The 12,479-nt window shown below is 59.1% G+C and carries 13 protein-coding genes; 5 read left to right on the top strand and 8 right to left on the bottom strand.

Annotation, left to right across the window (positions count from 1 at the left end):
- Positions 1 to 91: 91 nt before the first annotated feature.
- Positions 92 to 433 (bottom strand): ribbon-helix-helix domain-containing protein, encoded by a 342-nt coding sequence (locus J1G35_RS21465; RefSeq protein WP_223015951.1) that lies wholly within the window; start codon positions 431 to 433, stop codon positions 92 to 94.
- A 180-nt stretch (positions 434 to 613) separates the two neighbouring features.
- Complete coding sequence (locus J1G35_RS21460) at positions 614 to 1,087, bottom strand: Dps family protein (RefSeq protein ID WP_003193874.1); 474 nt, start codon at positions 1,085 to 1,087, stop codon at positions 614 to 616.
- Positions 1,088 to 1,516: 429 nt separating this feature from the next.
- Here J1G35_RS21460 and J1G35_RS31190 point away from each other — a divergent pair, with 429 nt between their 5' ends.
- Positions 1,517 to 2,119, top strand: a complete 603-nt coding sequence (locus tag J1G35_RS31190) for a cold-shock protein (protein ID WP_053135824.1) — start codon at positions 1,517 to 1,519, stop codon at positions 2,117 to 2,119.
- 70 nt (positions 2,120 to 2,189) lie between these two features.
- Here J1G35_RS31190 and J1G35_RS21450 read toward each other — a convergent pair whose 3' ends face one another.
- Both J1G35_RS21450 and J1G35_RS21445 read right to left on the bottom strand, forming a co-directional pair.
- Complete coding sequence (locus J1G35_RS21450) at positions 2,190 to 2,396, bottom strand: SlyX family protein (protein ID WP_027605535.1); 207 nt, start codon at positions 2,394 to 2,396, stop codon at positions 2,190 to 2,192.
- A gap of 3 nt (positions 2,397 to 2,399) precedes the next feature.
- Entirely contained in the window at positions 2,400 to 2,825 is a 426-nt protein-coding gene (locus J1G35_RS21445) for an HIT domain-containing protein (protein WP_053135959.1), read from the bottom strand.
- A gap of 742 nt (positions 2,826 to 3,567) precedes the next feature.
- On the opposite strand from J1G35_RS21445, the gene J1G35_RS21440 reads away from it, so the two are divergent.
- Positions 3,568 to 4,860: an OprD family porin gene (locus J1G35_RS21440; RefSeq protein ID WP_053135819.1), complete on the top strand. Its 1,293-nt coding sequence runs from the start codon at positions 3,568 to 3,570 to the stop codon at positions 4,858 to 4,860.
- A 189-nt stretch (positions 4,861 to 5,049) separates the two neighbouring features.
- Here the strand turns inward: J1G35_RS21440 and J1G35_RS21435 are convergent, their stop codons facing one another.
- Both J1G35_RS21435 and J1G35_RS21430 read right to left on the bottom strand, forming a co-directional pair.
- Entirely contained in the window at positions 5,050 to 5,892 is an 843-nt protein-coding gene (locus tag J1G35_RS21435; protein WP_053135816.1) for a mechanosensitive ion channel family protein, read from the bottom strand.
- A gap of 135 nt (positions 5,893 to 6,027) precedes the next feature.
- Positions 6,028 to 6,513 carry a YajQ family cyclic di-GMP-binding protein gene (locus J1G35_RS21430; RefSeq protein ID WP_053135814.1) on the bottom strand — a complete coding sequence of 162 codons (486 nt, stop codon included), beginning with the start codon at positions 6,511 to 6,513 and terminating at the stop codon, positions 6,028 to 6,030.
- A gap of 123 nt (positions 6,514 to 6,636) precedes the next feature.
- On the opposite strand from J1G35_RS21430, the gene J1G35_RS21425 reads away from it, so the two are divergent.
- From J1G35_RS21425 to J1G35_RS21415, 3 genes are read left to right on the top strand one after another with little or no spacing between them, the layout of a single operon-like run.
- Positions 6,637 to 7,554 (top strand): putative 2-dehydropantoate 2-reductase, encoded by a 918-nt coding sequence (locus J1G35_RS21425; protein WP_223015950.1) that lies wholly within the window; start codon positions 6,637 to 6,639, stop codon positions 7,552 to 7,554.
- A 46-nt stretch (positions 7,555 to 7,600) separates the two neighbouring features.
- Positions 7,601 to 9,637 (top strand): HAMP domain-containing sensor histidine kinase, encoded by a 2,037-nt coding sequence (locus J1G35_RS21420; protein WP_053135807.1) that lies wholly within the window; start codon positions 7,601 to 7,603, stop codon positions 9,635 to 9,637.
- Positions 9,638 to 9,639: 2 nt separating this feature from the next.
- A complete protein-coding gene (locus J1G35_RS21415) occupies positions 9,640 to 10,218 on the top strand; it encodes a cob(I)yrinic acid a,c-diamide adenosyltransferase (RefSeq protein WP_053135803.1) in 579 nt (192 codons plus the stop codon).
- 66 nt (positions 10,219 to 10,284) lie between these two features.
- Here J1G35_RS21415 and J1G35_RS21410 read toward each other — a convergent pair whose 3' ends face one another.
- On the bottom strand, positions 10,285 to 11,229 hold the full coding sequence (locus tag J1G35_RS21410; protein WP_223015949.1) for a Nudix family hydrolase: 945 nt from the start codon (positions 11,227 to 11,229) through the stop codon (positions 10,285 to 10,287).
- An 18-nt stretch (positions 11,230 to 11,247) separates the two neighbouring features.
- Positions 11,248 to 12,465, bottom strand: a complete 1,218-nt coding sequence (argJ, locus tag J1G35_RS21405) for a bifunctional glutamate N-acetyltransferase/amino-acid acetyltransferase ArgJ (protein WP_053135797.1) — start codon at positions 12,463 to 12,465, stop codon at positions 11,248 to 11,250.
- Positions 12,466 to 12,479 lie beyond the last annotated feature (14 nt).

Below are 12,479 nucleotides of genomic sequence, written 5' to 3'. Positions count from 1 at the left end.
GGATTATATCTGGTAAATCAAGGCAGCGCAGCCGCCTTTCTGCCCGGAGCCTCGCCCACCTCGACGGCAGGCCGGCCCCGGTGCCCGTTGACTACTCAGGGTTCGGCGAGGTCACCCGACCTTTTAATACGTGAACGACACATACCACCCTGACCAGCCCACTGAAGTTCTTCACACCTCCGTAGCGCAAGTGCACTTCCCGATCAACATAAGACAACAACGCACTGACCGAACAAGCGTTGATCCTGGCTATTTCCGTGAGGATATTCCAATAAATCTGCTCAAGTCGCAGACAGGTGGAAAACCCATTGAGCCTTACCGATCGGGACAGTGGCTTGGCCAGTCCCATATCAAACCCCTTAGCGAAGGGGTCGACGTTTATCTTATGAAAACCGCCGATTTCCATCACTCCAACATCCACTCCACGTGACATACACCTGACACTCCATTGCCAAACAGCAGCCCATGGGTTCTCCCAATGGACAGTGGAGCTATAAAACAGCAGGACGGGGCAGGCAGCCAGAAGACGGGACGTTGATCAGCGTAGGACAACGCCAGGAAATGCGCGGAAACAAGCGAGTGGCGCCAAAACGGCGCCACTGCGGGTCAACGTTTACTGGTTTTCGAGCAGGGAGCGCAGCATCCACGCGGTTTTCTCGTGAACCTGCATACGCTGGGTCAGCAGGTCCGCAGTCGGCTCATCGCTGACTTTGTCGAGCAGCGGGAAAATGCCACGCGCAGTACGTGTGACCGCCTCCTGGCCTGCCACCAGTTGCTTGATCATCTCTTCGGCGCTGGGCACGCCCTCTTCTTCCTTGATGGAGGAAAGACGGGCGTAGATCGAATAGGCGCCCGGTGCCGGGAAACCCAGGGCGCGGATACGCTCGGCAATGGAGTCCACCGCCAGCGCCAGTTCGTTGTACTGCTCTTCGAACATCAAGTGCAGCGTACGAAACATGGGACCCGTGACGTTCCAATGGAAGTTGTGGGTCTTCAGGTACAGTACATAGGTATCGGAAAGCAGTCGTGAAAGCCCATCGACGATGGATTTACGATCTTCTTCACTGATACCGATATCGATTGCCATGTTTATCCCCTTCAATTGACAAGCATTCATTGATCAGGTGCAAGGCCACTCTAGCAAGAGCACCGCAGATACGCAGCCCGGCGCGCTAGGGCGACATGCGGCAAATCGCCCCTGCACGACCTGTCAGCCCGTGCAGGACAAGCCTTTGGGGCGCATAGGAAATTTCCTTTAAGTCCGCCTGAAACACCTGCACATGTCTAGGACAAGCGTTTCCCGCAGAAATGCCGTACCCCTTTCACCCCCCGCAAATGCTTGATTTGAGTAGGCACGGCCTTTGCTGTTAAATAGGCAGCGTGTCGCCGCCGTTATTTCCCACGGCAAGCGGCATAGGCTGATGCCCGCGCACGTGCCCAACGCCTCCCATTGTTCAGAAGCGAACCGTGCCAGTCAGCTCTTCCTTGTGATCCGTCTTAACGTGAGTTAATCAAAATGTTGAAAATCGTCCACCTGCTAACGGGCGTTGCAGCTTTGCTGCTGTCCTTTATCCCGACCCTGCAGCCTGAAAGCCTGCCCTACCTGCAACAACACGACGCTCTGTACCTGGCCTTGTTCGGCCTTCTTAACCTGACGCTCGCTCCCGTAATCCCTTACTGGAACAAAGGCACACGTCATCAACTGCAAAACCTGGTCAGCGCACTGCTGGTACTGACCGTTGTCGTACAAACCCTCACCCTCCTGGCACCTATGCCTGAAGTGGGCGGCCACCCGGCCATCCTGCTCAGCCTGGTGATTGCTGTGGTCGCCATCGTTCTTCATCTGGCCATCAGCTTCTACCGTTCGTCCCCGGCGGCCGCGTCGCAAAACTACGACATGACCAATCGGGATACCGGTACCGTCAAGTGGTTCAACACGTCCAAAGGCTTCGGCTTTATTTCCCGTGATTCGGGCGACGATATCTTCGTCCACTTCCGGGCCATTCGTGGCGAAGGCCATCGCGTCCTGGTGGAAGGCCAGCGCGTGGAGTTCTCCGTGATGAATCGCGACAAAGGCCTGCAAGCCGAAGACGTGATCGCGGCCCTGCCGCGTCGCTGATACCCGCCTTCGCAGGGAAAAAAAACCGCGATCCAGCCTGGCTGGATCGCGGTTTTTTATTGCACGGGGATTAGTAGTGCGGCGGCGGCGCCTCTTCTTCGGACGTCTCGAACTGACCGCCCATCTCTTCCTGACGCTTGAGCAGCGCGGTCATCTGCAGTTGCAGGCGTTCAACCGCGCGCTGCTGGGCGACCAGGATGTCATTGAGGGTCTCGATAGTGTCGTCCTGAAAGGCCAGGCGGCTTTCCAGATCGGTGACGCGGTCTTGCAGATCCATGATTCAACCCTGGATAAAAATGAAGTCAGCCGGCAACAGCTCGCGCAAACGCGCGCGAATCGCCGTCACTTGCTGGTCTGTGTAAGGCACGGCCGGCTGCTTGCCCCACACTGGCGCTGGCCAGGCGGCATCGTCACGCTTACGTACGATCACATGCACATGCAATTGGCTGACAACGTTACCCAGCGCACCAATATTCATCTTGTCGGCGGCCAGGCCTTCGTTCAGCCACTGCGCCAGGGCCGTTGTTTCCTGCCACAGCGTTTGTTGATCTGCGACACCCAACTGAAACACCTCGCTGATACCGTTGATACGCGGCACCAGGATGAACCAGGGGTAGTTCGAGTCATTGGACAGCAGCAGACGGCACAACGGGAAGTCCCCGATGACCAGCGTGTCTTGTTGCAGGCGTTGATCTAAGGCAAACACCACGGGCGCTCCGTTCGGCAGGTCAAGTTCAGGCGCCCAGCATACCGTTGAATGCCTCAGGCTTCACGGCGATTGCGCAGAGGTCTGCGCAATCCGACAAAAAGCCTGCACCCTTTCGATGCAGGTATTTATTTGAGCTACGCTAATTCGGGCCTCACCGGGCTGCACCAAAATGACCCACTTGTGCTTCAAAGAGATCCGCTAGTACCCACTCAGAGGGGTGGTCCGGTAACGTTTTTCTCCGGTACAGCTTTTTTGCACCTGCGAACAGGGGTAACACACGGGCGTCAAGCCCAAACCAAACGGCGTAAAAAGCCCGTGCTTATGCGGTTTTTACAGGCTCTTCACGTTTTTCACGAAAAAATGACATTCGATTATCAGTTTGGGCGCGCTTGTTGCATTCACCCCCCTATCGTCGACAACGACACCGATTCGGACGCCGGTGTTTCGCGATAACAGAACAGCAGCGTTTCAATGCATCCCACGGAAGAATTCAAACTTCGAAAGGCGTTTGAAAACAGCATTGAAGTTGTCAGTCCCGTTACATTCGGACTGTGAATTTGCGACATGGAGCTAGCAATTTACGACAGCCTCGTAAAGAAGCTGAAAGGAAAGTTGGGTAAGTATCGTCAATAGGGTCTGCGTGATATAACTTTGCGCCGACACAAAAAGAAAGAGCCGCCCAGATAAAAATACAGGTGGGACGGCAGTACTCTTCCTAAAACCAAAGGAGCAAATCACGATGCGCGTGATGAAGTGGAGCATGATTGCCCTGGCTGTTTCAGCAGGCACCTCGCAGTTCGCAATGGCGTCCGCCCAGGACGATTCCAAGGGCTTTATCGAAGACAGTACCGCCAGCATCCTGACGCGTGCCTTGTACTTCAGCCGTGACCGCCGCAACCACGATGCAGAACAAAGCCGTATCGAAGAAACCGGTCTCGGCTTCCACGGCCTGTTCAGCTCGGGCTACACCCAAGGCACCATAGGTGTCGGTGTCGACGTGATCGGCCTGCTCGGCGTCAAGCTCGACAGCGGCAAGGGTCGTGCCGGTACCGGTCTGTTCCCTGAGGGTTCCGACGGCCGTTCGCAGGACGACTATTCCAAAGCCGGTGCTGCCGTTAAGTTCCGTATTTCCAATACGGTCCTGAAGGTCGGTGATCAATACACCACCGCTCCAGTGTTCGCCTCCGATGACAGCCGTTTGCTGCCGGAACTGCCGCAAGGCGTTTCCATCACCAGCAACGAAATCAAAGATCTGAAACTGGAAGCCGGTCACTTCACCTCGATCGTTGCCCAGGATCAAACCTACCGCGACAGTATCGCCAGCTCCGAACCAGGCTCAAAACGTGGCCTGCGAGACGCCAACTTCCTGGGCGGCGTGTACTCCTGGACCCCAGAGTTCACCACCAGCCTCTACTACTCGAAAGTGGAAGACTACTGGAAGAAGATCTACGCCAACGTCAACTGGACCCACGCGCTCAGCGATGACCAGTCCGTGGCTGTCGACTTCAACATCTACGACACCAAGAGCGACGGCGCCGGCCTGGTCCGTGCTGACAAAGACAGCACCACCAAGCTCGACAACCGTGCGTTCAGCCTGCAAGGCGCGTACACCATTGGCGCTCACACCTTCACCCTGGCAGCACAGAAGGTCAGCGGCGACGGCCAGTACGGCTACGGCGTAGACGGCGGCGGCACGATTTTCCTGGCCAACTCCATCGCCCGTTCCGACTTCAACGCTGAAGACGAGAAGTCCTACCAGGCTCGCTATGACCTGAACATGGCGACCTTTGGCATCCCAGGCCTGAGCTTCATGACTCGTTATGTGAAAGGTACTGGCGCCAACACCTCGACCACTAACAACGGTAAAGAGTGGGAACGCGATATCGAAGCCAAATACGTGATCCAGAGCGGTCCAGCCAAAGACCTGAGCCTGCGCGTACGTCAAGCGACCTATCGTTCGTCTGACCAGGTTTACTCGGGTTCTCTCGACGAACTGCGTCTGATCGCGCAATACCCGCTGAACATCTTGTAATTGCCCGTTCAATTACAACGATGACTTAAGGCCTCGGCCTTAAACAAAAAAGCCGCTCCCCTGTTTACAAGGGAGCGGCTTTTTCATTGCAGTTTTATTTCAGCGAAGAATAACTAGCAAGCTAACTAACGAGATACAGGTGATACGTTTAACCTGACCTTTCGGCCAACTCAAACGTAACTGTTGAACTTACTTCGGTGCTGCTTCCTGCATGACTCGAATAACCCGCTGCGGAAAAGGAATATCAATATTCGCGGCCTTCAAACGATCACGCGCCAGTTCATTGAGCATGAACACCACGTCCCAATAATCCGACGTCTTGGTCCAGCAACGCAGGGAGACGGTGATCGAGCTATCGCCCAAGGTCGACACCACGGCCACAGCGGCAGGATCGGCCAGCACGCGCGGGTCTTTTGCCAGCTCCAGCAGCACTTCACGGGCTTTCTGCAGGTCCGCCTCGTAGTCCACACCCACGTCAAACACCACCTTGCGGGTCGGCTGACGGTTGGTGTTGGTGATGATGCCGTTGGACAGGATGCCGTTAGGCACGATCACAGTCTTGTTGTCGCCGGTTCGCAGCACAGTGTGAAAGATCTGGATGCTATCGACAGTCCCCGAGGTGCCCTGGGCTTCGATCCAGTCACCAATGCGGAACGGGCGGAACAACAGAATCAGCACACCACCCGCGAAGTTGGCCAGGCTGCCTTGCAACGCCAGGCCGATGGCCAGGGTAGCAGCACCGATGGCAGCTACGAACGAGGTAGTCGCCACGCCGATCATCGACGCCACACTCACAATCAGCATGACTTTCAGCGCGATGTTCGCAAGGCTGGTGATGAAGTGCTGCAGTGCCAGGTCCGCGTTACGCAAGGCCAGCAGGCGGCCCACTCGGTGGGTCAATACGTTGATCAGCCACCAGCCAATGGCCAGGGTGATCACCGCCAGCAACACCCGGCTGCCGTATTCCATGATCATCGGGATCCACGACTGCGAGGTCTTGATCAAGTGATCCATTTCAGCGTTTAAATCCATGTAGCTTCTCCTGTATGGCGGATGTGCGGCTTTATTGACTGCTTAAAATGCAAATGAGCCCCGTAGGGCTCAAGTGAGGGCGCAGGTTGTGGGGCGTGGGACGCCGAAAACGCCCGCAGGTTCCCCAATGTGCCATCAGTCGCGGAAGTTATTGAACTGCAGCGGCATGTCGAAGGTCTTGGCGCGCAGGGCCGCGATAGCGTCTTGCAGGTCATCACGTTTTTTGCCGGTGACGCGAACCTGCTCACCCTGGATGGCAGCCTGGACTTTCAGCTTGGCATCCTTGATATGGGCGACGATCTTCTTCGCCAGTTCCTTGTCGATGCCTTCCTTGAGCACGGCTTCCTGCTTCATCAGCTTGCCGGAGGCGTAGGCATCCTTGATTTCAAGGCACTGCGCGTCGATCTTGCGTTTGACCAGCGACAGCTTGAGGATCTCGATCATCGCTTCCAGCTGGAAATCGGCTTCGGCGGTCAGGTTGACGGTCAGTTCCTTTTCCTTGAATTCGAAGCTGCCCTTGCCTTTCAAGTCATAGCGACGGTCCAGCTCCTTGACGGCGTTCTCGACGGCGTTGGTGACTTCGTGTTTGTCCAGTTCAGATACCACGTCGAACGAAGGCATGTGATTTCTCCAATATAAGGGGCGGGCTCAGTAGAGATGGAGCGCGCCCGAGCTAAAATGCCGAGGCATTATAGCGGTTCTTTCGTCGCGTTCACTGTGAGCGATCCTACGGAGCAAAAACTGATGTCGACCACCTGGCATATTCTCGGCGCCGGCAGCCTGGGCACACTGTGGGCCACCCGCCTGGCGCGCGCCGGTGTGCCCGTCAGGTTGATCCTGCGCGATGCTGCGCGCCTGGCCAGCTACCGGGCTACACCAGGCTTGACCCTGGTCGAGCACGACGTCGCCCACACTTACCCAGTGATCGGCGAAACACCCGACAACCCAGATCCCATTCATCGCCTGCTGGTAGCGTGCAAGGCCTACGATGCCCAGAGCGCTGTCGCACAACTGCAACATCGCCTGGCACCGGACGCCGAGCTGATCCTGCTGCAAAACGGCCTCGGCAGCCAGGACGCGGTGGCCGCCCAACTGCCCCAGGCCCGCTGCATGTTTGCCTCCAGTACCGAAGGCGCATTTCGCGACGGTGACTGGCGCGTGGTATTCGCCGGCCATGGCTACACCTGGCTGGGGGACGCGAGCCACCCTACCCCACCGTTGTGGCTGGACGACCTGCACGCTGCGGGCATCCCCCACGAATGGAGCACCGACATCCTCACCCGCCTGTGGCGCAAGCTGGCGCTCAATTGCGCGATCAACCCGCTGACAGTGCTTTACCAGTGCCGCAACGGTGAACTGCAACACCATCAATGTGAAGTCGCGACCCTGTGCGCCGAACTTGGCGAATTGCTGGAATGCTGTGGCCAACCCGCCGCCGCGCAGGATCTGCAGCACGAAGTGGAACGGGTGATCCAGGCCACCGCCGCCAACTACTCCTCCATGTACCAGGACGTGGTCAACGCCCGTCGCACCGAAATCAGCTACTTGCTGGGCTATGCTTGCCAGGCGGCCGCTCGTCACCAATTGAGCCTGCCGCATTTGCAACAGCTGCAAGTGCGCCTGGTTGAGCACTTACTTGCACGCGGATTGCCCCGCGACTGAGCCACGCGCTACCCTGCCCGCCTGTCTATCACCTGGGAAAACCCTGATGCCGCTGCGCCAGCGTCTAGAAAACCTACCAGTCGGGCAGAAACTGCTGGCCGCCCTGCTGGTGCTGCTGACCACCGTCCTGCTGGTGGCCAACCTGACCTTTATCAGTGCCGCCTATTGGATCTCCCAGGAAAGCATGGCCCCCCAGGCCTTGCAGGCCATTGGCCGGCTGGTGTCCAACCCGGCCCTTGCCGCCGAAGCCCTCGAATCCCCGACCAAGGCTGACGCGCTGCTGAATGAACTGACCAGCTATTCGCCTTTGCGCGCCGCCGCCTTGTACGACGGCGAAGGCAATCTCCTGGCGCAGATGCAACACGGCGATCGCCTGCACCTGCCGGACAACTACCGGCATATCGAAGCCTGGCGGGTGACCGAATTTCGCAGTAACCAGATCATCACCCTGCCCCGCCCCGGCCAACCGTCCGGCCACCTGCTGCTGGTGGCCAGCAGTGAGCTGCCGATGGCCTTCTATACCGGCACATTGACAGCCAGCCTGGGCATCCTGATTTTCAGTGTGTTGCTGTGGATGATCATCGCCCGGCAGATCAAACGCCTGATCACCCGGCCGATCCATGAGCTGGAAGAGTTGTCACGCCAAGTGACCCGCGAAGAGAACTACGCCCTGCGCGCCAGCCGGGGCAACCACGATGAAATCGGCAGTCTGGCCGAAGCCTTCAACACCATGCTGTCGCGTATCGAAGCCCGTGAGCAGCAGCTCAAGCGCGCGCGGGATGACTCACAAGCGGCCTACGACCAGGCACAAGGTCTGGCGGAAGAGACGCGCCACACCAACCGCAAGCTGGAGCTCGAAGTCCAGGTGCGCAGCAAGATCGAGAAAAAGCTCACCGGTTTCCAGAACTACCTCAACAGCATCATCGACTCGATGCCTTCGGCACTGATCGCCTTGGACGAACAGCTCTACGTCACTCAGTGGAATCAAGAGGCCACGGCCTTGTCCGGCACGCGCCTGGATGAAGCGCTGAATCAACCGATCTACCTCGCCTTCCAGCCGCTCAAACCGTACCTGCCGCAGATCAAGGCCACGGTGGAACAACACACGGTGGAGCGCATCGAGCGCGTCACCTGGATCAAGGACGACGAGCCCAAGCATTACGCCCTGACCTTCTATCCACTGATGGGCGGTGCCGGGCGCGGTGTAGTGATCCGTATCGACGACATCACCCAGCGTCTGTCACTGGAAGAAATGATGGTGCAGTCGGAAAAAATGCTGTCCGTCGGCGGGCTTGCTGCCGGCATGGCCCACGAGATCAACAACCCGCTGGGGGCGATCCTGCATAACGTGCAGAACATTCGCCGGCGCCTGTCCCCAGACCTGCCCAAGAACCTGGAACACGCCGAACAAGTGGGCGTTGAGCTGGGCATCGTCAACCGCTACCTGCAAAGCCGCGAAGTGCCGCAACTGCTCGACGGCATTCAGCAGGCGGGGGCACGGGCGGCAAAAATCGTCACCCACATGCTCAGCTTCAGCCGTCGCAGCAACCGCCAGATGGCTCCTTGCGACTTACCGGCACTGATCGACCAGGCCGTAGAAATCGCCGGTAACGACTTTGACCTCGCCATTGGCTTCGACTTCAAGGGCCAGGCGATCATCCGTCAGTTCGACCCGCAACTGGGCCCCGTACCGGGCACCGCCAACGAACTGGAACAGGTGCTGCTCAACCTGCTGAAAAACGCCGCCCAAGCCATTCACCTGCGCGAAGACGACAGCGAGCCGGGGCGCATCATCCTGCGCACCCGCCTTAACCCGCCGTGGGCAGAGATCCAGGTGGAAGACAACGGCATCGGCATGAGCGAGAACGTGCGCAAACGCACCTTCGAGCCGTTCTTTACCACCAAGGAAATCGGCCAGGGCACCGGGCTTGGGCTGTCGGTGTCGTATTTCATCATCACCAACAACCATAAGGGCCAGATGGAGGTGCATTCCACCCTCGGCCAAGGCACCTGCTTCACCCTGCGCCTGCCCTTGGCCGGCAGCCAACTGCCACCTTACGAACTTACCCAACTGGAGCACTGACCATGGGCTTTCGCCTGTCGAAGATTTACACCCGTACCGGTGACAAAGGCGAAACCGGCCTCGGCGACGGCCGCCGCGTGCCCAAGGACCATCCCCGGGTGGAGGCCATTGGCGAAGTGGATACGCTGAACAGTCAGCTCGGCTTACTGCTGGCCTATCTCGAAGCCCTGGGCGGACAGCATCCGGGCTTGCAGGACGTGGTCGAGGTGCTTACGCCTTGCCAGCATCGGTTGTTCGATCTGGGTGGCGAGTTGGCTATGCCGGAGTACAAGGCACTGAATGCGGCAGAAGTGGATCGGCTGGAAGCCGCGATTGATCGCTGGAACGAGGAAGTCGGACCGCTGGAAAACTTTATCTTGCCCGGTGGTTCAGCGCTGATTGCCCAGGCCCATGTATGCCGCAGCCTGGCGCGCAGTGCCGAGCGACGCTGTCAGCATTTGAATGCGGTTGAACCGTTGGAAGGGGTGGGGTTGGCGTATATCAATCGTTTGTCGGATTTGCTGTTTGTGGCGGCGCGGGTGATTGCCAAGCGCCAGGGGGTTGCTGAAGTGTTGTGGCAGGCGGCGGCAAAGCCACACTGATGATGATTCGGTGACTGACAGGGCTTCACCGGGGGCAAGCCCCCGATAGGGCCCTTCAGAGCACCATCAAACCTCAGGCCAGAACGCCCGAATCCCTGCGACACCTTGAGCGCCGGCTTCCCACGCCTGCTCCCGCTGCGCAGGCCCAACCCCACCCAACAGAAACACCGGTTTGCTGAACCCACGGATCAACTCTGCCGCCTGCTCCCAGCCCAACGGCTGTGCATCAGGATGGGTCTGGGTCGGCTGCACCGGCGACAGCGTGACAAAATCCACGTCCATCAATTCCGCCAACGCCAGTTCTTCCGCGTTATGGCATGAAGCCGCCAACCAGCGGTCCTTCGGCAATGGCCGGCCTTTGCTCGCATATTTGCGCAGTTGGGCCGAGGTCATATGCCAGCCGGCCGCCGGAAAGTCCCCGAGCCATTCAAACGGTCCCTTGAGCATCAACTGCGCCTTACCGGCGCACAGGCCCACCGCATCTACCGCAAGGTCGCGGTATTTGGGGTCATAACCGTTGGGCGCCCGCAGCTGGATCAGCTTGATGCCACCGGCGATAGCCTTCTGAATCCCGCGCAGGAGCGTGGGCGTTTCCAGCTCGCCCGGAGTAATCAGGTAGTCGGCGGGCAAGCGTGCAGCAGCCACAATCGGCGCATTGGCTGCGGGGAACTCATAGTTGGGCAGATCACGCGGGGCCACCCATTCCAGCGGTTGTCCCTCGGCGCCGTGGGGCTCGCCGGTAAAGGCCGAGACTTCCCAGACATCCAGCAATACCTGCTTGTCCGGGTAGTCATGCTGCACCTTGATCAGCGGTCGCGCCGTGGTGACCTGGATCCCCAGTTCTTCCTGCAACTCACGGGACAGGGCCGTGGCGACCGACTCATCGGCCTCCACCTTGCCACCGGGAAACTCCCACAGGCCGCCCTGATGCTGGGTATCGGCACGGCGCGCCAGCAGGATCCTGCCGTCGACACTGCGGATCACCGCTGCTGCTACATGCACTCGTTTCACCGCGCTTATCCTCTTCTATCAGGTACGGTATTCCGCATTGATCTTCACGTACTCGTGGGACAGGTCGGTGGTCCAGATGGTTTCGCTGCACTCACCGCGACCGAGTTCGATGCGGATGGTGATTTCTTCCTGCTGCATCACCGCCGAACCCTGGGCTTCGGTGTAGGTTTCGGCACGGGCGCCACGGCTGGCGATGCACACGTCGCCCAGGAACACGTCGATCTTGCTCACGTCCAGGTCCGGCACGCCGGCACGGCCGACGGCGGCCAGAATACGGCCCCAGTTCGGGTCGGAGGCGAACAGCGCAGTCTTGATCAGCGGCGAGTGGGCCACGGTGTAGCCGACATCCAGGCATTCCTGGTGATTGCCGCCGCCGTTGACTTCAACCGTCACGAACTTGGTCGCGCCTTCGCCGTCACGCACGATGGCCTGGGCGACTTCCATGCACACGTCGAACACCGCTTGCTTCAGCGCCGCGAACAGCGGGCCGCTGGCGGAGGTGATTTCCGGCAGGTCGGCTTTACCGGTGGCGATCAGCATGCAGCAATCGTTGGTCGAGGTATCGCCATCGATGGTGATGCGGTTGAACGACTTGTTGGCGCCATCCAGGATCAGGCTGTGCAGTACGTCACGGGAGACTTTGGCGTCGGTGGCGATATAGCCAAGCATGGTGGCCATGTTCGGGCGAATCATGCCTGCGCCCTTGCTGATACCGGTCACGGTAACCGTCACACCGTCGTGCACGAACTGGCGGCTCGCGCCTTTTGGCAGGGTATCGGTGGTCATGATGCCGGTGGCGGCAGCTGCCCAGTTGTCCACAGACAAGTCATCCAGCGCGGCTTGCAGGGCGCCTTCAATTTTCTCGACCGGCAGCGGCTCACCGATGACACCGGTGGAGTACGGCAGCACTTGGCTTGCGTCCACACCGGCCAGTTGGGCCAGCTTGGCGCAGGTGCGCGCAGCGGCGACCAGCCCTGGCTCGCCGGTACCAGCGTTGGCATTACCGGTGTTGGTCAGCAGGTAACGGATCGGGCCGGCAACGCGTTGTTTGGCCAGGATCACCGGCGCGGCGCAGAAGGCATTGAGGGTGAACACGCCTGCAACGGTCGAGCCCTCGGCACAGCGCATCACCACTACATCCTTGCGCCCTGGGCGCTTGATGCCGGCCGAAGCGATACCGAGCTCAAAACCGGCAACCGGGTGCAATGTGGGCAAAGGACCAAGACCAACAGCCATGAATGCGCTCCTTA

This window comes from Pseudomonas sp. SH10-3B (assembly GCF_019891415.1).
Lineage (GTDB): Bacteria > Pseudomonadota > Gammaproteobacteria > Pseudomonadales > Pseudomonadaceae > Aquipseudomonas.
Note: the sequence above shows the minus strand (reverse complement) of the source record. Positions and strands in the feature narration are given on the sequence as shown.